Source organism: Citrobacter sp. Marseille-Q5395, assembly GCF_947057495.1.
GTDB classification, from domain to species: Bacteria; Pseudomonadota; Gammaproteobacteria; order Enterobacterales; family Enterobacteriaceae; genus Citrobacter; species Citrobacter murliniae.
This window is the reverse complement of record NZ_CAMSEL010000005.1, coordinates 296,586-316,296: the sequence shown is the minus strand read 5'-3', so window position 1 is coordinate 316,296 and position 19,711 is coordinate 296,586. Positions and strand designations below refer to the sequence as shown.

At 53.0% G+C, this 19,711-nt stretch carries 18 protein-coding genes; 9 read left to right on the top strand and 9 right to left on the bottom strand.

Features of this window, described 5'->3' with window-relative positions; translation table 11 throughout:
- The first annotated feature begins 15 nt into the window (after positions 1-15).
- The 6 genes from OH663_RS07725 (at position 16) to OH663_RS07700 (ending at position 4,481) form a co-directional block, all read left to right on the top strand.
- Positions 16-486 carry a PTS sugar transporter subunit IIA gene (locus OH663_RS07725; RefSeq protein WP_045448857.1) on the top strand — a complete coding sequence of 157 codons (471 nt, stop codon included), beginning with the start codon at positions 16-18 and terminating at the stop codon, positions 484-486.
- Positions 487-505: 19 nt separating this feature from the next.
- Positions 506-826 (top strand): PTS fructose transporter subunit IIB, encoded by a 321-nt coding sequence (locus tag OH663_RS07720; protein ID WP_045448856.1) that lies wholly within the window; start codon positions 506-508, stop codon positions 824-826.
- A gap of 26 nt (positions 827-852) precedes the next feature.
- Positions 853-1,944, top strand: a complete 1,092-nt coding sequence (locus OH663_RS07715) for a PTS fructose transporter subunit IIC (protein ID WP_200011188.1) — start codon at positions 853-855, stop codon at positions 1,942-1,944.
- 11 nt (positions 1,945-1,955) lie between these two features.
- The gene (locus OH663_RS07710) at positions 1,956-2,807 is read left to right on the top strand and encodes a class II fructose-bisphosphate aldolase (protein WP_048223133.1); all 852 of its coding nucleotides are present in this window, start codon (positions 1,956-1,958) and stop codon (positions 2,805-2,807) included.
- 80 nt (positions 2,808-2,887) lie between these two features.
- Positions 2,888-3,748 (top strand): ketose-bisphosphate aldolase, encoded by an 861-nt coding sequence (locus tag OH663_RS07705; RefSeq protein WP_048223132.1) that lies wholly within the window; start codon positions 2,888-2,890, stop codon positions 3,746-3,748.
- A gap of 49 nt (positions 3,749-3,797) precedes the next feature.
- A complete protein-coding gene (locus OH663_RS07700) occupies positions 3,798-4,481 on the top strand; it encodes a D-lyxose/D-mannose family sugar isomerase (RefSeq protein ID WP_045448848.1) in 684 nt (227 codons plus the stop codon).
- Between the two features lie 92 nt (positions 4,482-4,573).
- Here OH663_RS07700 and OH663_RS07695 read toward each other — a convergent pair whose 3' ends face one another.
- Both OH663_RS07695 and xanP read right to left on the bottom strand, forming a co-directional pair.
- Positions 4,574-6,283 carry an AsmA family protein gene (locus OH663_RS07695; RefSeq protein WP_263525710.1) on the bottom strand — a complete coding sequence of 570 codons (1,710 nt, stop codon included), beginning with the start codon at positions 6,281-6,283 and terminating at the stop codon, positions 4,574-4,576.
- 121 nt (positions 6,284-6,404) lie between these two features.
- Positions 6,405-7,796, bottom strand: coding sequence for a xanthine/proton symporter XanP (gene xanP / locus OH663_RS07690; protein WP_200011220.1), 1,392 nt, complete (start codon positions 7,794-7,796; stop codon positions 6,405-6,407).
- A gap of 225 nt (positions 7,797-8,021) precedes the next feature.
- Between xanP and gltS the strand changes: the two genes are divergently transcribed.
- The gene (gene gltS, locus OH663_RS07685) at positions 8,022-9,227 is read left to right on the top strand and encodes a sodium/glutamate symporter (RefSeq protein ID WP_045448843.1); all 1,206 of its coding nucleotides are present in this window, start codon (positions 8,022-8,024) and stop codon (positions 9,225-9,227) included.
- Positions 9,228-9,275: 48 nt separating this feature from the next.
- On the opposite strand, the gene recG is transcribed toward gltS, so the two are convergent.
- The 5 genes from recG to gmk are packed head-to-tail and all read right to left on the bottom strand — an operon-like array spanning position 9,276 to position 15,140.
- Positions 9,276-11,357: an ATP-dependent DNA helicase RecG gene (gene recG, locus OH663_RS07680; RefSeq protein ID WP_200011223.1), complete on the bottom strand. Its 2,082-nt coding sequence runs from the start codon at positions 11,355-11,357 to the stop codon at positions 9,276-9,278.
- A 5-nt stretch (positions 11,358-11,362) separates the two neighbouring features.
- Entirely contained in the window at positions 11,363-12,052 is a 690-nt protein-coding gene (trmH, locus tag OH663_RS07675; protein WP_263525709.1) for a tRNA (guanosine(18)-2'-O)-methyltransferase TrmH, read from the bottom strand.
- 4 nt (positions 12,053-12,056) lie between these two features.
- Positions 12,057-14,168 carry a bifunctional GTP diphosphokinase/guanosine-3',5'-bis pyrophosphate 3'-pyrophosphohydrolase gene (spoT, locus tag OH663_RS07670; RefSeq protein ID WP_200011225.1) on the bottom strand — a complete coding sequence of 704 codons (2,112 nt, stop codon included), beginning with the start codon at positions 14,166-14,168 and terminating at the stop codon, positions 12,057-12,059.
- Positions 14,169-14,186: 18 nt separating this feature from the next.
- The gene (rpoZ, locus tag OH663_RS07665) at positions 14,187-14,462 is read right to left on the bottom strand and encodes a DNA-directed RNA polymerase subunit omega (protein ID WP_000135058.1); all 276 of its coding nucleotides are present in this window, start codon (positions 14,460-14,462) and stop codon (positions 14,187-14,189) included.
- Positions 14,463-14,516: 54 nt separating this feature from the next.
- Positions 14,517-15,140: a guanylate kinase gene (gmk, locus tag OH663_RS07660; protein WP_048223121.1), complete on the bottom strand. Its 624-nt coding sequence runs from the start codon at positions 15,138-15,140 to the stop codon at positions 14,517-14,519.
- A 261-nt stretch (positions 15,141-15,401) separates the two neighbouring features.
- Between gmk and ligB the strand changes: the two genes are divergently transcribed.
- Entirely contained in the window at positions 15,402-17,081 is a 1,680-nt protein-coding gene (gene ligB, locus OH663_RS07655) for an NAD-dependent DNA ligase LigB (RefSeq protein WP_200011228.1), read from the top strand.
- Here ligB and OH663_RS07650 read toward each other — a convergent pair.
- Both OH663_RS07650 and OH663_RS07645 read right to left on the bottom strand, forming a co-directional pair.
- Positions 17,078-17,695 (bottom strand): trimeric intracellular cation channel family protein, encoded by a 618-nt coding sequence (locus tag OH663_RS07650; RefSeq protein WP_003024049.1) that lies wholly within the window; start codon positions 17,693-17,695, stop codon positions 17,078-17,080. The genes ligB and OH663_RS07650 overlap by 4 nt on opposite strands.
- A gap of 256 nt (positions 17,696-17,951) precedes the next feature.
- Positions 17,952-18,815 (bottom strand): YicC/YloC family endoribonuclease, encoded by an 864-nt coding sequence (locus OH663_RS07645; RefSeq protein WP_045448832.1) that lies wholly within the window; start codon positions 18,813-18,815, stop codon positions 17,952-17,954.
- 125 nt (positions 18,816-18,940) lie between these two features.
- Here OH663_RS07645 and rph point away from each other — a divergent pair, with 125 nt between their 5' ends.
- Positions 18,941-19,657 carry a ribonuclease PH gene (gene rph, locus OH663_RS07640; protein ID WP_003024054.1) on the top strand — a complete coding sequence of 239 codons (717 nt, stop codon included), beginning with the start codon at positions 18,941-18,943 and terminating at the stop codon, positions 19,655-19,657.
- Positions 19,658-19,711 lie beyond the last annotated feature (54 nt).

Here is a 19,711-nt window from a genome sequence, read left to right as displayed (position 1 = left end):
CATGAGGTATTATTGATGGACATAACGAAAATACTCAATACAAATCGCGTTATTTTGGACATGAAGGCTACAAATAAAACGGAGGCCATTGAGGAACTGACTGACCTGCTGCAAAAAGATGGTGCGATTAGCTGCCGGGATACGTTTATTCAGGACGTCTGGCAGCGTGAGTCTGAAGGCTCGACTGGTTTTGAAAATCATATTGCTATCCCGCACGGTAAATCTTCGGCGGTGGTCAATACTACTCTGGCTATCGGGCGTACTCGTCATGATATTCCGTGGGAAACGCTTGATGGCAGCAACGTACGGTGCATTATTTTATTTGCCGTTCGTCTTGAAGATCAAAACACAACACATATTCGTCTGCTCTCTCAGGTTGCCGGGGCGTTAGCAGATGACGAGATTATTGAGCAGTTACTGATCGAGCGCAGTCCACAAAAAATTATTGAGTTGTTTAGCCAATATGCTGAGTCGAATGTCTGCTAAATAAAATGTGGAGCATCTTATGAATATTGTTTGTGTTGCCGCTTGTACGGCGGGTATTGCGCACACTTATATCGCCCGTGAAAAGTTAATAAAAGGCGCAAAAGCGCTTGGCCATAATATCAAAGTTGAAACCCAGGGCACCATCGGCACGGAAAACGAACTGTTGGCAGGTGATATTTCTGCCGCTGATGTCGTCATTCTGGCTGTGGATGTCAAAATAAAAGGGGAGGAACGTTTTATAAATAAACGTATTGTGCGAGTGAAAACAGAAATAGTGATAAAGTCGCCAATTCAGTTTCTTGAAAAGGTCGAAAAATCATTGGTTAATTTGAACCAGTAGCGATCCTCATTCTGGAGGGATCTCACATGAATGAAAATAAAATACCGCTATCTCAGGAAATAAAAAAACATTTGTTAACGGGAATCTCGTGGATGATCCCGTTAATTGTTGCCGCAGGGATTTGTATTGCCCTTGGGCAAATACTCGGTGGCACAAATGTTGGTGAACAAACCGGGACAATACCGTGGATGCTTAACCAGATTGGCGGTTGGGGGATGGGATTAATTGTTCCGCTGATTAGTGCGGCAATTGCTTACTCTATCGCCGACCGCCCCGGATTCGCGCCGGGTCTGATTGTCGGTTTTGTCTGCGGTGAAATTCATACCGGTTTTATTGGCGGGATGCTGGGCGGATTTCTTGTCGGCTACACCGTGTTGCTGCTTAAGCGTTATATCCGGTTGCCGCAGTCGATGCAGGGGTTGATGCCCATTATGGTGTTGCCGGTACTGAGCACCGTGATTGGCGGTCTGTTGATGATGACGCTGATTGGCAAGCCAATTGCCTGGCTTCAGGAAGCGCTGATTCATTTGCTGGAGTCCATGCAGGGCGGATCGCGTTTTCTGATGGGCGCAATCCTCGGCGCAATGGCGACATTCGACTTTGGCGGCCCGGTGAATAAAACCATGTCACTGTTCGCCGATGGCATGCTGGTAAGTGGCGTATACGGCCCGGAAGCCGTGAAGTTTGTCGGTTCGATTATCCCGCCGTTCGGCATTACGCTCTCCTTCCTGCTGACGCGTCACAAGTACACCCGTGCTGAACGCGAAGCGCTGAAAGCGGCGTTCCCGATGGGGATTTGCATGATCACCGAAGGGGTCATTCCGATTGCGGCGCGCGACCTGCTGCGCGTGGTGGGGTCCTGTGTGGTGGCCTCCGCGGTGGCGGGCGGCCTGATTATGGTGTGGGGCGTAGAAAGTCCTGTCCCGCACGGCGGCATGTTTGTTGTCCCACTCTTCACACATCCACTGCTGTTTTGCCTGGCGTTGGGCATCGGGACAGTTATCTGTGGCGTCATGCTGTCGCTGTGGAAGAAACCAGTGACTGAGCGTGACGAAGAGTTTGACGAACTTAGCGATCAAAAACTGAAAGACGAAGATATCACCTTCACCCTGGAATAACCGGAGGCCGTATGTTTGCCGATATGAAAAGCATGGTGACGAAAGCCTGGCGTGGGCAGTACGCACTGCTGGCGATCAATTGTATGAACCTGGAAAGTGCCAGAGCTGCGGTGCGGGTTGCTGAGAAACACCGTGCGCCCATCATTCTGAATCTGTACCAGGGACATCTGGATCATTTCCCTGCCTCACTGGCGGCGGCGGTCGTTAAAGCACTAGCAGAAGAAGCCTCTGTACCTGTCGCGTTAGCACTTGACCATGGAAAGGATCCTGTACGCATTCGCCAGGCTTTCCGCGCCGGATTTAGCGGTTTGATGATCGACGCCTCTGCGTTTGCGCTGGAAGAGAATATTCGCCAGACCAGGGCGGTGGTGGAACTGGCCGCCAGCGCAAAACTTTGCGTTGAGGGGGAACTGGGCCATCTGGCCGATGCGCCGCGCTATGACCATGCGACGAACGTCGATTTGATGACTCAGGTCGCAGATGTTGCGCCGTTTATCCAGCAGACAGGTATCGACTTACTGGCCGTTTCAGTCGGAACGGCGCACGGCATGTACGCGCCTGGCATTACCCCTGCCATTGATTTCCAGCGTCTTGAGGAGATCGCCCGTATGTCGACCGTGCCGCTTGCTCTGCATGGCGGTAGCGGTACGCCGTTTGACCAGCTCCAGCGTTGCCCGGCCTTTGGCGTTGCCAAGATCAACGTTGGGGCGGCTGTCTTTGAGGCAGGAAAAGCGGCATTGCTGCATACCCTCTGTCGGGACAAATCCTGTGAACTGGTTGATGCTCTGGCGGTGATGGAGCAGGCCAGCGAGGAAGCCATAATTCCGTACCTGCAGGCCAGCGGCGCTATCGACAAAGCCTGATTCGTTTTCTGTAACGCCCTCTATGCCTCTGCGATAACGCACTGGCAGGGCTTTCTACACCCTGAAACTGGAGAATTACCATGTTAGTTTCGATGAAAGAATTACTGCAACCTACCCGTCAGCACGGTTTTGCCATTGGCGCCTTTAACGTTGCAGATAGCTGTTTTGTGCGTGCTGTGGTGGAAGAAGCGGAAGCGACCAACACACCTGCGATTATCTCCATCCACCCTAGCGAGCATGATTTCCTCGGTGATGCGTTTTTTAGCTATGTTCGTGATATCACGATGCGCAGCCCGGTACCGTTCACTCTGCATCTGGATCACGGTGCCTCGGTAGAGCATGTCCTGCGCGCAATTCAATGCGGATTTACCTCCGTGATGATTGACGGCTCGCTGCTGCCGTATGAGGAGAATGTGGCACTGACGAAGGAAGTGGTCAGACTGGCGCACGCTGTAGGTGTTTCTGTTGAAGGTGAGTTGGGAACGATTGGTCAGACCGGGACGTCAGTAGAAGGCGGTGTCTCGCAAGTTACCTATACCGATCCTGCTCAGGCAGAGGATTTTATTGCCCGTACGGGTGCCGACACGCTGGCGGTGGCGATTGGTACCGCACACGGGATCTACCCGAAAGGTATGCAGCCTGAACTGCAAATGAACATCCTGCGCGACATCGCTGGACGGCTGGATATTCCGCTGGTTCTGCACGGCGGCTCAGCGAATCCGGATGCGGAAATTGCCGAATCCGTCACGCTGGGGGTCGGAAAAATCAATATTTCCAGTGATATGAAATACGCCTATTTCCAGAAAGTCCGTGAAATCCTGGCAAAAGAGACCTGGTGGGACCCAAATGTAATCTATCCGGAAGCGATCAGCGCCGCACGGGATGTGATCCGTCACAAAATGAAACTGTTCGGCTCCACCGGAAAAGCGTCACTTTACTAACCGCATGCAGGCGGGGTGACCCGCCTCTTTCGCAACAAGGAAAAGTGGAATGAAGCGTTCTCAAATAAATTATGCCGTTGATAAAGCGCATGCCATCGCCGAGACCTTTCGGGTGTGTCTGCCTGATTTTGCCTATTTTACCGCCGATGTCTGGCGACAGCAGGATAGAGCGGAGTGGTGTGAAGTACTCGATCTCAGGTTGGGCTGGGATATTACCGACTTTGGTCGCGGGGATTTTTCGCAAACGGGGCTGACGTTGTTGACGTTGCGCAATGGCTTGCTGGGTTCAGCCAACTACCCCAAACCGTATGCCGAAAAGATGCTGCAAATTCAGCAGGATCAGCAAACTCCGTGGCATTTTCATACGCATAAAATGGAAGATATCGTGAATCGCGGCGGTGGTGATTTATGCATGCAGCTGGCGTGGGCTACGCCCGATGCACAGTACGACGGTCAGCGAATAGTTGATGTCAGCGTGGATGGTCAACGGCGTACTTTCAAGCCCGGCGACACTCTGGTGCTGAAGCCGGGGCAGAGTGTCTGCCTGCCGCCGCGTTTGTACCATCGCTTCTGGGCTGAGAAAGCGTTTGTGCTGGGTTGGGAAATTTCGATGGTGAATGACGACCTGCAGGATAACCACTTCCTTGAGCCAGGCGGGCGCTTCCCGGCGATAGCTGAGGATGAGCCAGTAAAATGGTTGTTATGCAGTGAATATGATGGTTTACGGGAATAGCCCGTCACCGGATGGTGGCTTGGTCTTATTCGGCTGGCAAGGAGGCAAAATCGCAGGCCCGGTAAGCGCAAACGTCACCGGGCAATCTGGTTTTATTGCGCAGGCGACGGGGACGTGACTTCCCCGCCAGACACGACGCCTGCCTGCATGGTTTGCGTCATCTGTTGTTGTTGCGCATTCACCGCATGCAACTGACCGTTCACTGTTGGCTTCAACGGTGCATCTGCCAGAATGTTACCGCTGGCGATAAGCTGGATGTTGCCGTCACCGGAAAGCGGCAGTGCAGGCCAACCCCACTGTTGCAGGATAGTCATTGGCACACCGCGCCCGTTCAGGCTGACTTTTGTCTGGCGCTGTGGTAGCTGCGAGATGCTGGCGGTGGCTTCCAGCAGCCCTTTCTCGGTATACGCGCTTAGCTCGCTGATGTTAACCGTGCTGCTGTTCGCTGTGAGTGCCAGCGAAGGACGGCGAACGTCGGTGCGGTTGAATGTAGCAGCAGCGGCATTGAGCGTGGCATTACCGCTCCAGATCCCCCATTGATTGTTTTGCACCAGCCCCAGGTTAGCGCCGTAGCCATCCAGCGCGGTAAGTTGCCACGGGAACGCTGGATCGATATCAATCACCAGGTTACGGCTGGCGCTGAATTTCTTCAGGGTCAGGCTGTTCAACCAGGCTGGCAGCGGTTTCATCCACTGCTGCTTCCAGTTTTCCGGAAGCGTGTATTCCAGCCCGGCAATCGCGGCATCGTCGAGGATCAGCGCTTTGTTGTTGCGCAGCCAGTTGCCGGACGTTCTGACCATGCCGCCTTCCCAGCGGGTTGTGAACTGGCGAAGTGCAATGCCTTGCGGTGAGAACTCGGCGTTCAGAATAGGATCGTAGAAGTGCAGTGAACCGTAGATGAACTCACTGGCGTTCATCGACAGTTTACCTTCCTGTGTCTGCCAGTCGTCCTTGCTGAAGGTCATGTTGCGCAAGCTAAGGTCGAGATCCGTTACCGCCCAGTCAGGGCCCTGCAGACGGGCATCCGTCACCTCAAGGCGACCTATTTGCAGAGAAGGAATGGTGGTTAACGGCGCGAAAAAATCGGCCAGTGATTTATCGCTCTGTAGTCGGATATCATTCAGACGCAGATTCTCCACTACCCAACTGCCGTCGGCATTCCGCTGTGCCACACCGGTTAATGCACCGCGTGCCACATCTGCACCAATGTTGCTTAACGTCACCCGTTCATGGTCGATACTGCCTTCAATCAGCACGTTAGTGGTGGGAACATCGTTCAGCGTCAACGAGCTGGCGCTGAGCTGGATTTGCGCCTTGTTGCCGAGAATTTTACCTGCCTCAGGACTCCAGGGGATAACGCCACCGTTCACGCGCTGGGCGCTCAGGTTCCACGCACTGCCGGGGCTGTTAAGCGCCATATCCTGCAATTGCAGGCGATCGGCCTGAAATGGAAGCGGCGCAGTTTGCTGGGAAAGATTGAGCGTACCGTTTTGCAAAAGAATGGTGTCAACGTGCAATGGATCGGTGATTTGACGGCTACTCAGCCCAATATCGACCATTTTTGCGACCAGAGTGGAAGGCTGCCCGTCCCGGCCAAAGGTGACGTTTTCCAACAGAATGTGGGAGGGTGCGGAAAACCGGTGATCGATGGCATCAAAAGTCAGGTGGTAGCTGCTATTCTCCGATACCCAGGCGCTGACATGCTCTGCGCTCCAGCGGGTTTGCAGTAGAAAATAAAGGCCGAGGATCACCACTGCAAAAGCGATCAGCACGTAAAGAAGCAGCTTTCCAATAAATTTCATGGTCTTCCATCCCGCGAAGTGCACATAGTCAAGTTATGCACGATTTATGCGCAATGCTCAAGGCGGGAATGGTGAAAGAGCGTTACAGCGGCGTTGATTCTGAATCAACGCCGCACTTCGCTTAGGCTTTCTCTGGCGGGAAAATCAGGTTCAGGACGATAGCGGTAATACCGCCAGCGGCAATGCCGGAGGAGAGTAAGTTTTTCACCCAGTCAGGAGCAAACTGCAGGATCAGCGGCTGCTGGGAGACGCCAAGACCGACCGCCAGCGACAACGCGATAATCAGAATGGCGCGGCGATTCAACGGCTCGCGTGAAACAATGCGTACCCCGGATGCTGCAATGGTACCAAACATGACCAGCGTAGCGCCGCCCAAAACGGGTTCTGGAATGTGCTGCACAAAACCACTTACCGCCGGGAACAGGCCCAGTGCGATCAGCATCAGCGCGACTACAAAGCCGACATAGCGGCTGGCGACGCCGGTTAACTGGATGACCCCGTTGTTCTGCCCGAAGCAGGAGTTCGGGAAGGTGTTGAATACGGCGGAGACAAATGAGTTCAGACCGTTAGCCAGTACGCCACCTTTCAGACGCTTCATATACAGCGGGCCGGAGACGGGTTGTTCGGAGACATCGGACGTGGCCGTAATATCACCGATGGTTTCCAGCGAAGTGATCATAAAGACCAGCATCAGCGGCAGCAGTAGGTTCCAGTCGATACCCAGACCATAGTACAGCGGTGTTGGCACCATGATGAGGTCCTGGCTTACCAGTGCGGTATTTTGCGGCAGCATGTCCATAAACCAGGCCAGCAGGTAGCCCGCGGCCATCGCAATCACCAGTGACGCAACGCGTAGGTATGGGTTGCGCTGGCGATTCAGAATGATAATGAGTGCCAGTACGACACCTGCCAGCATCAAATTCTTCGGTGCGCCAAAGGTGTTATCACTCATCGCCGCGTAGCCGCCACCAATCGATGTCAGGCCGACCTGAATCAGCGACAAGCCGATGATCATCACCACCACGCCTGAGACCAGCGGGGTAATAATACGGCGTGCCAGATGTAGTACACGAGAGATAACCATTTCAGTGCAGCTTGCCAGCATTAAAGTGCCAAACAGCGCAGCCATCATAGTAGGGACATCGGCACCACCGGTTTTCAGCGCCGTGCCGCCCATAATCAGCGGCGCAACAAAGTTAAAGCTGGTGCCCTGAATGGATAACAGCCCCGAGCCAACTGGCCCCCAGGCTTTAATCTGAATGATGGAAGCTACGCCGGATGCGAACAGCGACATACTGATAATGTGTTGAGTATCCTGAGCCGGTAAACCGAGCGCCTGGCAGATGAGCAGGGCAGGCGTGATAACCGCGACGAACATCGCCAGCAGGTGCTGACAGGCGGCAAACAGGGTCTGGGCTAGCGGAGGGCGATCTTCAAGACGGTAAATCAGTTCACTGTTGTGAGTCTGCGCAACCGGTTGCGCATTTGCTGACTCTACGGCGTTAACGGACATCAGAGGCAATCCCATGGTGGAAAAGCGGTGATTTTATCTGACCAGGGCGTAAAAGCAAACGTTTGCCAGTAACTATTGCTAATATTTAAAACGGATAAACAAACATTTTTATATAACTTTTCATCATTTTCTGCTTAAAATCCACCCCGATAACTCATTAAGAGCTAAAAATCGATCTGGAATGCATCGTGCGTGACTGTGCTAAACGCACTAATGGAGCTGTATATGTTTTACCTCGATACTTTATCAACACTGGTTGCTGCAACCCTGGTGTTGCTGCTGGGGCGCAAGCTCGTCCAGTCTGTTCCCTTCCTGAAGAAATACACCATTCCCGAACCTGTAGCGGGTGGATTGCTGGTGGCGATCGCGCTGTTGGTACTGAAAAAAAGTATGGGCTGGGAAGTCAATTTTGATATGACGCTGCGCGATCCGCTGATGCTGGCGTTCTTTGCGACTATCGGCCTGAACGCCAATATCGCCAGCCTGCGAGCTGGTGGGCGCGTGGTGGGAATATTTCTGATTGTGGTGGTAGGTTTGCTATTGATGCAGAACGCCATTGGTATTGGGATGGCAAGTCTGCTCGGCCTTGACCCGCTGATGGGGCTGATTGCCGGTTCGATAACGCTCTCTGGCGGCCACGGCACCGGAGCTGCGTGGAGCAAACTGTTTATTGAACGCTATGGTTTCACCAATGCCACCGAAGTGGCGATGGCGTGCGCAACGTTTGGCCTGGTGTTGGGCGGACTGATTGGTGGTCCGGTGGCGCGCTATCTGGTAAAGCACTCCACGACGCCGGACGGTATGCCGGACGATCAGGCGGTTCCGACCGCGTTTGAAAAACCGGATGTCGGGCGCATAATCACCTCTCTGGTGCTGATTGAAACCATCGCGCTGATTGCTATCTGTCTGACGGTCGGAAAAATCGTTGCGCAATTGCTGGTGGGAACGGTACTGGAACTTCCGACTTTTGTTTGCGTGCTGTTTGTGGGGGTGATCCTCAGCAATGGCCTGGCGTTAATGGGCTTTTATCGGGTATTTGAGCGTGCGGTTTCGGTGTTGGGTAACGTTAGCCTGTCGCTATTCCTCGCGATGGCGTTGATGAGCCTGAAACTGTGGGAGCTGGCTTCACTGGCACTGCCGATGCTGGCTATCCTCGTTGTACAGACCATTTTCATGGCGCTGTACGCTGTATTCGTGACCTGGCGCATGATGGGTAAGAACTATGATGCAGCGGTGCTGGCGGCAGGACACTGTGGTTTTGGTCTTGGCGCGACGCCGACGGCGATTGCCAATATGCAGGCAATTACTGAGCGTTTTGGTCCGTCGCATATGGCATTTTTGGTGGTGCCAATGGTGGGGGCGTTCTTTATCGATATTGTCAACGCGCTGGTGATTAAGCTGTATCTACTGTTGCCGATTTTTGCGCAATAAAGGCTGTGCGGCGGTGTGATAACCGCCGCTGCTATTGATCTTGATCTGTTATGCGTTGGAGTAGCGCTCTGTTTCCGGCATCCAGCGCTCTATCAGCGCCATCGCCTGTTGTGGATAACGTTCATGAATGTGACGGGCAATGCGCTGAACTTCCGGAATAATCGCCTGATCGCGCAGCAAATCCGCCACTTTGAATTCTGCAGTTCCGGTCTGACGCGTACCTAACAATTCGCCCGGGCCGCGGATCTCCAAATCTTTTTGCGCAATAACGAATCCGTCGTTGCTGTCCCGCAACACTTGCAGACGCTTCTGAGCAGTTTTTGAAAGCGGCGATTTGTAGAGCAGCACACAGTGAGAGGCCACCGCGCCACGGCCTACGCGGCCACGAAGCTGGTGCAACTGGGCCAGGCCTAAGCGCTCCGGGTTTTCGATAATCATCAGGCTGGCGTTTGGCACGTCCACGCCAACTTCAATCACCGTGGTGGCGACCAGCAGATGCAGTTCACCCTGTTTGAAGGCGGCCATCACCGATTGTTTCTCTGCGGGTTTCATTCGCCCATGTACCAGGCCAATATTGAGTTCTGGCAGGGCGAGTTTAAGTTCTTCCCACGTGGCTTCCGCAGCCTGTGCTTCCAGTAAATCAGACTCTTCAATGAGCGTGCAGACCCAGTATGCCTGACGCCCTTCGTGAGTGCAGGCGTTACGCACGCGGTCAATAATGTCGCTGCGACGGGTATCCGGGATGGCGACAGTAGTGACTGGTGTACGGCCCGGAGGCAGTTCGTCAATCACCGAGGTATCGAGATCGGCATAGGCGGTCATTGCCAGCGTACGGGGGATCGGGGTAGCGGTCATGATCAACTGGTGCGGGTGAAAACCCTGCTGTTGACCTTTTTCCCACAGCGCCAGACGCTGGTGAACGCCAAAGCGGTGTTGTTCGTCGATGATAACCAGCGCCAGACCGTTGAACTGCACCTGCTCCTGGAAAATCGCATGAGTGCCGACAATCATCTGCACCTGTCCGCTGGCGATAGCTTCCTGTTGCGCAAGACGCGCTTTACCTTTCTGCTTACCCGCCAGCCAGCCCACCTCAACACCCAATGGCGCAAACCAGTTACGGAAGTTATTCGCGTGCTGTTCGGCCAGAAGTTCGGTTGGTGCCATGAGCGCTACCTGCTTGCCATGTGCGATAGCCCTTAGCGCCGCGAGTGCGGCGACAAGAGTTTTACCGGAACCGACATCGCCCTGAACCAGACGCATCATCGGGACATCCAGCGCCATGTCGCGTTCGATCTCAGCCACTACGCGAGCCTGTGCGCCGGTAGGTTTAAATGGCAGCGCGGCCAGTAGCTGGTTTTTCAGGGTATCATTGGCACTGAGAGGCTGAGCATGAAAGCGCTGAGCGCCTGCGCGTAATGCCAGCATGCTGAGGTTATGCGCTAGTAGCTCTTCAAGGATCAGACGTCGCTGCGCCGGGTGTTGCCCGGTTTCAAGGTCGCTGAGCTGTAGTGATGGCGGCGGGCGGTGCAGTGTGCGTAAAGCTTCTGGCAGGCTCATCAAACCCTGTAATAAATCTGGCGGCAGCAGTTCGGCAATGGCACAGGTATCAAGCAAATCCAGAGCCTGATCGGTCAGTTTGCGCAGTGTTGCCTGTTTTACACCTTCAGTGGTCGGATAAACAGGCGTGAGTGTTTCCTGGAGTTCCGGTGTGCTGAGATCTCCCTGCACGCGATATTCCGGGTGGATCATCTCTGCGCCGTATTTCCCGCGCCTGGCTTCGCCATAGGCCAGCACCCGTCTTCCTGTCGCAAGGCTGTTTTTCATTGCTGCGCTGAAGTTGAAAAAGCGCATTGTCAGAATGCCGGAGCCATCGCTTATCTGGCAGGTCATCATTCGGCGGCCGCCAAAGGTGATGTTGCAGTTCAGCACTTCGCCTTCTACGGTCGCATATACGCCAGGCAGCAGTTCGCCAATTGGATACAGATGCGTGCGGTCTTCGTAGCGCAGGGGAAGGTGTAAGAGAAGATCCTGCACGGTGTGCAGGCCGATTTTCGCCAGTTTACTGCTTTGCGCTGCGCCAACGCCCGTCAGAGAGTTGAGTGGAATAGCATCCAGTAAACGGCCTTTCATCGCGTTTATCTCGCAGATTGCATAGTGGCCCACCACGTTGCATCGGCTTCAATTTCGCCCTGCGAATTGACGTGGGGATAGGGAAGACCTTTGCGCTTAGCAACGTTTGCCAGCACCGGATAGCCGCCTTCAAACAGCAACCGCTGCTGTTCATCTTCCGGCAGCATGCTGTTCTCTCGCAGGTACATCCCGGCGTTTTGTCGCTGGCGCTGTGCTTCGTACAGAATAAGCGCGGAGGCGACTGAGACATTCAGCGACTGTACCATGCCGGTCATAGGAATGATGATGTCCTGATCCGCCAGAGCCAGCGCTTCCTGAGTAATACCGGTTTTCTCCTGACCCATCAGGATGCAGGTAGGACGCGTGTAATCAATCTCGCGGAAATCGACGGCTTTATCAGAGAGGTGCGTCGCCAGAACCTGCATGCCCTGGCTTTTTAAATGCGTTACCGCATCGCCAATCGTGCGGTGGGTCTTAACCTGTACCCAACTGTTGCTACCTGCGGCAGAAGAGGCCATGGTGCGCATACGACTCCCTGGCCAGACAGCGTGAACTTCATGTACGCCGACTGCATCTGCGGTTCGAATGATCGCAGAAACGTTATGAGGTTTATGGACCTGCTCCATGCAGACGGTCAGATCAGGCTGACGCCTGGCGAGCACCTCGCAGATTCGAGCATAACGTTGTTTATTCATAAAACTAGTTTCGGTTACGGGTGACTTTTATCACGTCCGGCATAACACGGATTTTGCGCATGATATTTGCCAGGTGCACACGATCGCGTGCGGTCAGGCGAATAAAGGCGCTGTAGACGCGACCATCTTTCTCTTCGGTATTCAGACTCTGAATATTAGAGGTGGTTGTGTTGATTGCCGCCGTCAGGTTAGCCAGTGCACCCTGGTGGTTAAACATGTCCACCTTAATTTCGGTGATGAATTCCTGCTCTGTCTCTTTATCCCATTCCACCGCCATAAACTTCTCTGGCTCTTTCTGGTAGCCACGGATGTTACGGCAGGATTCATGGTGGATAACCAGACCTTTACCCGGGCTGACGTGGGCAATGATCGGATCGCCAGGAATCGGGCGACAGCATTTCGCGAAGGTAATCAGCACGCCATCTGCGCCTTTAATTGGCAGATGCCCATGACCGGATTGTGCGGGAGCGTACGCCGGTACTTCACCTTGCTGAAGGTTTTTTGCCACCACAACGCTCATGGCGTTCCCCAGTCCGATTTCCGCTAACAGATCGTCAAGTGTGGCGAGCTTCATACGCTCAAGCTCACGCTGGATACTTTCTTGCGGGATCTCAGCCAGCTTACGGCTACCGCCTAAGGCATGGTTGAGCAGACGACGCCCAAGACTGACGGAATCATCGCGTTTGAGGTTTTTCAGCAACTGGCGAATTTTGGCGCGTGCTTTCGAACTGACAACAAAGTTAAGCCACGCCGCATTGGGACGTGCGCCCGGTGCAGTGATGATTTCAACGGTCTGACCGCTAAAGAGCGGCTGTGAAAGCGGGTATGGCTGCCTGTCGACGCGCGCGCCGACGCAGGCATGGCCGATATCGGTGTGTACCGCGTAAGCGAAGTCGACAGGCGTTGCACCGGCAGGCAGTTCAACAATGCGCCCTTCCGGTGTGAAAACATAAATCTCATCCGGGAAGAGATCAGATTTGACGCTTTCAATAAATTCAAATGAGCTACCGGCGCTCTGCTGCAGTTCCAACAAGCTCTGCATCCAGCGCTGGGCGCGGATTTGTGCCGTTGTGCTGGTTTCACCGTGCTCTTTGTACGCCCAGTGTGCAGCAACCCCCATCTCCGCCATTTGGTCCATGTCTTCAGTACGAATTTGTACTTCGACTGGAACACCGTGCGGGCCGATCATTGAGGTGTGTAAAGACTGATATCCGTTCGCTTTCGGAATCGCAATATAATCTTTTACTCGGCCAGGACGAGGTTTATACAGGCTGTGCATCTGCCCGAGTACGCGATAGCAGGTATCAGAGTCATGGACGATAACGCGGAATGCGTAGATATCCATGATTGAGTGAAAACGCTGCTCTTTGAGTACCATCTTGCAGTAGATAGAGTACAGGTGTTTCTCGCGACCACTTACGCGGCACGGAATGCCTGCCTCCTGTAAACGTCCTTCGATTTCAGAGAGGATTTTTTGAATCATCTCTTTGCGGTTGCCGCGAGCGGCTTTAACCACTTCTTTAATCACGCGGTAGCGGTTCGGGTATAGCGCTTCAAAACCCAGCTCTTCCAGCTCGGTTTTAATGTGATGAATACCTAAACGGTGTGCCAGCGGACTGTAGATTTCGAGGGTTTCACGGGCGATGCGGCGACGCTTATCCGGGCGTAATGAGCCCAGCGTGCGCATATTGTGGGTACGGTCGGCAAGTTTGATGAGAATGACGCGGATATCCTGCACCATCGCCATAATCATCTTGCGAAAGTTTTCGGCCTGCGCCTCTTTCTTATCGCGAAACTTAAGCTTATCAAGCTTTGATACCCCTTCTACCAGCTCAGCAACGCTTTTACCAAAAAGCTGTTCCATGTCCTGGTAGGTGGCAGGAGTATCTTCAATCACGTCATGTAGCAGCGCGGCCATTAGCGTTTCATAGTCGAGTTTCATCTCGGCCAGAATGCAGGCCACCGCTACCGGGTGCGTGATATAGGGTTCACCGCTTGAACGTGTCTGGCCCTCGTGAGCGTCACGTGCAACGAGATACGCCTGCCGAAGACGCTTAATCTGGTCTTCCGGCAGGTAGTTTTGAATCAGTTGATTCAGGCTTTCAAACAGATACAAGGGCGACCCGCTTTGTGATTAACGACGACCTTCAGCAATAGCGGTAACGGCTTGTAATTCAGCGGCTTCCTGCTCTTGCTGTTCCTGGCGCTCACGCACGTCAAGGATCTGATTGTTGATCAGACCTTCTTCGATTTCGCGCAGCGCGATTACAGTAGTTTTATCGTTTTCTTCCGGTACGAGCGGATCCTTTCCGCCTACCTGCATCTGACGAGCGCGACGCGCGGCGACCAGTACCAGGTCAAAACGGTTACCAATTTTCTCTACAGCGTCCTGAACAGTTACGCGTGCCATACTTAAAATGCTCCACAGGTGAAGAAATGACTGGGCATGATACTGAATGTGAGTTCAGTCTGCCAACAGTTTGCTGATTAAAGCGTCATGACGCTGCTTTTGGCGGCTCATGCGCAGACGTTCGGCGCGAATGATAGTTTTCAAATCGCCCAGGGCAGTATCGAAATCATCATTCACAATAAGATAATCATATTCGGCGTAATGGCTCATTTCTGCAACAGCTTGCGCCATACGTTTTGCGATGACTTCTTCGCTATCCTGACCACGACCGCGCAGGCGGCGGTCCAGCTCGATCTTAGAGGGCGGCAAAATAAAAATACTGCGCGCATGCGGCATTTTTTCACGAATTTGCTGCGCACCTTGCCAGTCGATATCTAAAAAGACATCTACACCCGATGCCAGCACTTGCTCAATTGCTTCACGCGAGGTGCCATAATAATTGCCAAATACCTCAGCGTGTTCCAGGAACGCATCTCTGCCAATCATGCTTCTGAATTCATCATGGTTTACGAAGTAATAGTGTTCACCATGCACCTCCCCGGGACGCGGTGCGCGGGTAGTGTGCGAAACAGAAACCTGGGTGTCATACAACGGTTGGGTCTTTAATAAAGCCTGAATCAGGCTGGATTTACCCGCGCCACTGGGGGCAGAAACAATATAAAGCGTGCCTTGAGCCATGAGTATCTTATGTATGTGATTGTCGAAAGAGAGCCTACATACGGGCTTATTATACACGTAGCCGCTATACGACGTAGCCCTTGTCACACTTTTTGCGCATGATTATTGCGTTTTGTATACCTTTTTCCTGTTTTACCGGGGATTTGCTGCAATAAACAAAAATGTCTGGAAAGCGGTTCGCAGGATGATCTTTTGCCACTCTGTTTCGCTGACGCTTCGCGCTATACCTGCCGGGCAACGTAATGTTTAGCGGAGGTGGTGATGAGGTTATGGAAATGCGTAGCACTGGTTTTACTGGTATGGCATTTTCCGGCATGGACAGTATGTCCTGTCTGGTCGCCTGCCCGGGCAAACGCGGAAATATCACGGCTACAGCAGCAAATGGCTCAATGGAATGACAGCTACTGGAAACAAGGCATCAGTGCTGTAGATGATAGTGTCTATGACCAGCTTGATGCGCAATTGGCCCAATGGCACCGCTGTTTTAGCGATGATTCACATGCAGACCAGCCAGTTCCTCCGATTAGTGGAACGATATCGCACCCAGTTCCCCACACGGGGGTACGTAAGCTTGCAGATAAGCGATCTGTACAACAATGGATGCGTACTCGTGGCGATCTCTGGGTACAGCCGAAGGTGGACGGAGTGGCGGTTACGCTGGTCTATCGGGATGGTAATCTGGTCAGGGCAATTAGTCGCGGTAATGGGCTGAAAGGAGAAGACTGGACGAACAAAGTTCGCCAGATCCCTTCCGTGCCAAAAATGACCAAAGGCCAGCTGGCTAACAGTACGTTGCAGGGTGAGATTTTTTTGCCGCAGGACGGTCATATCCAACAAAAGAGTGGCGGAATGAATGCCCGCTCTAAGGTGGCTGGGATGATGATGCGCAAGGATAATCCAGAGTTGTTGCGATCTTTAGCCATTTTTATCTGGGCCTGGCCCGATGGTCCGGTGAACATGCCGGACAGACTGCGACAGCTTGCTGATGCAGGTTTCAGTCTGACCCGGCAATTTACCCAGCCTGTTAAAAATGCCGATGAGGTTGAGCGTGCCCGTACACACTGGTGGACCTCGGGATTGCCTTTTGTGACCGATGGTGTTGTGGTACGAACGGGAAAGGAGCCAGAAGCACGAAACTGGTTACCTGGCCAGGGAGACTGGCTGGTGGCCTGGAAATATCCTCCGGTTGCCCGGGTATCCGAGGTGACGGGGATTCAATTCTCTGTCGGCAAGAGTGGGCAAATTGCCGTAGTCGCCTTGTTGGCTCCGGTTATGCTGGATGATAAACGAGTGCAGCGCGTCAATATTGGCTCTGTTCGCCGGTGGAATGAATGGGATATCGCACCTGGCGATCATCTCCTTGTCAGTCTGGCCGGACAGGGGATTCCCCGCATAGACGATGTGGTCTGGCGCAGTACCCAGCGGACTAAACCCGCTCCTCCAAAAGGTCATTTCAATTCATTAACCTGTTTTTATGCAACACGGGAATGCCAGCAACAATTTGTTGCCAGGCTGGTCTGGCTGAGTGCAAAAGAGGCGTTGAATTTTGACGGTATCGGTGAGGCAGGGTGGCGGGAACTCCATCATGCACATCGCTTTGAACATATCTTTTCCTGGCTCGCCTTAACCCAGGAACAGCTACAGTCCACGCTTGGAGTCCGTAAAGGCGAGAAGTTGTGGCATCAGTTTAACCTGTCGCGTCAGCATCCTTTTACTCGCTGGATAGTTGCTATGGGAATACCGTTAACACAGGTGACACTGGATGCCAGTCGTGACCGATCATGGCGGCAACTACAGGAACGCGATGAAAAAAGCTGGCGGCAGCTTCCGTCGATGGGGGAGCGCCGTACCCGACAGTTAATTCAGTGGCTGGGGAATCAGAAAGTAAAAGCGCTGAGCAACTGGTTAGCAGCTCAGCGTATTACGGGCTTTACGCTTTAATGACCTTCATGGCGATAATAAAATACTGGCAGCCCTAACTTCAGGCGCAGCGCCAATAATCGGGCGGTAAAACCAAATAGCAGGGTAGAGATAACCACTACATCGTGGCTGGAGACATAATGTTGCAGCACAATGTAAAGTACGGCGGCGGCAAATGACACACCGGCATACAGCTCTTTCTGGAACACTAACGGAATGCGTTTGCAGAACATGTCTCGTAGGACGCCACCAAAGACACCGGTGGTGACGGCGGCGACAACGGCAATAATCGGTCCGTGCCCCATATCGAGCGCTACCTGAGCGCCAATAATAGAGAAAACTACGAGACCCAGAGCATCCAGTACCAGGAATATTTTGCGCAGGTAGGGCATGACGGGAGCAATAATCGTGGTCAGTACAGCGGCGGTTGCCACGATAATGACGTACTCAGGGTGTTTGACCCAGCCGAGCGGATAGTGACCGAGAAGAATATCGCGTACGGACCCGCCGCCAATGGCAGTCGCGGTGGCAATGATAATTACGCCAAATGTATCCATACGACGACGGCCTGCCGCAAGCGCACCTGTCATAGCTTCAGCAGTAATACCAATTAAATATAAAACGTGTAGCAGCATGCCTTCCCCCCTGATTTGCTGGGGCTAAGGTTAACGATTTGTGCGCAATGTCACGATTGAGATTTTCTAAGGCGAAGTGATTTTAATAAAAATAGCTAATGCGAATTTATTGGGAATGCCAGAGATAACGGACTTTTGATCGTTAATTAGGATAATAATTGATGAGAAAATATAATCCAATTAGAGCAAAGAATAGCTGACAAAAGAGAATTACACGTAGCGCCACCGTTTATCGACACGCTACGTGTAAGGGAACTTACTCGATATTCTGAATCTGTTCGCGCATTTGCTCGATCAATACTTTCAGTTCAATCGCGGAGTTAGTGACTTCAGCATTGATGGATTTAGATGCCAGAGTGTTCGACTCACGGTTAAATTCCTGCATCATGAAGTCCAGACGGCGGCCGACCGCTTCTTTTTTCTTCAGGATGTTGTAGGTTTCTTTAACGTGGGCTTCGAGACGATCCAATTCTTCTGCCACATCAATACGCTGTGCCATCAGCACTAACTCTTGTTCAAGGCGGTTATTTTCCAGCTGCACCTGTGCATCTTCCAGCTTGGCAACCAGACGATCGCGCTGCCATTGCAGAATTTCCGGCATGTGCGCGCGGACCTTCGCCACTTCGGTGCTGACGCCTTCCAGACGCTGTTCGATCAATGTTTTCAGCGCCTGGCCTTCGGTTTCACGTGCGACAATAAAGTCATCCAGCGTACCGTCAAGTGCGGCAAGGATTTCGGCGGCAATAGCGTCCAGATCTTGCTCCTGGGCAGCCATTACACCCGGCCAACGCAGGATATCAACCGGATTAATTTCACCTTCATCGCTCTGCATTTTGACCCAGTTTGCGGCGGTAACGAGCTGTTTAGCGAGCTTCTCATTCAGAATCAGCTCACCTTGCGCGCTGGCGTCAGGCTCAAAACGCAGTGTGCATTCGATTTTACCGCGCGTCAGACGTGAGCGGATACGTTCGCGTACAACAGGTTCAAGGCTACGGAACTGCTCCGGCAGGCGAAAATAGGTTTCCAGATAACGCTGGTTTACCGAGCGCATTTCCCAGGTGGCGCTACCCCATTCACCCTTGATTTCACGCCGGGCGTAGGCGGTCATGCTGCGGATCATAGATGTTCCTGTTTTTAAAGATGAGATGGGAGGATTATAGCCATCCACGTCTTGTCAGGATAGGAATAACCGTCGGAAGTCCGTATAATGCGCAGCCACATTCGTTTCAAGTCGGAGATTTTATCATGCGTCCAGCCGGTCGTAGTGCCAATCAGGTGCGTCCTGTCACCCTGACCCGTAATTATACAAAACACGCTGAAGGCTCCGTACTGGTCGAATTTGGTGATACTAAAGTGCTGTGCACTGCCTCTATTGATGAAGGCGTTCCACGTTTTCTGAAAGGCCAGGGACAGGGCTGGATCACCGCCGAATACGGCATGCTGCCTCGCGCCACTCATACCCGTAACGCACGTGAAGCGGCGAAGGGTAAACAAGGTGGCCGTACCATGGAAATACAGCGTCTGATTGCACGTGCGCTGCGTGCAGCCGTTGACCTGAAGACTCTCGGCGAATTTACTATTACCCTGGATTGCGATGTTATTCAGGCAGATGGTGGCACGCGAACCGCATCGATTACAGGTGCTTGTGTTGCGCTGGCTGACGCGCTAAACAAGCTGGTGGCGAGCGGTAAACTGAAAACCAACCCAATGAAAGGGATGGTCGCTGCGGTCTCAGTAGGTATTGTTAATGGCGAAGCGCTCTGTGACCTGGAGTATGTTGAAGACTCTGCGGCAGAAACCGATATGAACGTGGTGATGACTGAAGATGGTCGCATTATCGAAGTGCAGGGTACTGCAGAAGGTGAACCGTTCAGCCATGAAGAACTACTCACCCTACTGGCGTTGGCCAGAGGGGGGATCGAATCCATTGTAGCGACGCAGAAGGCGGCGTTAGAAAATTGATTTTAAGGGCGACGTAGTCGCCCTTTTTTTTGTCTGCAGATTTCGTAAATGATG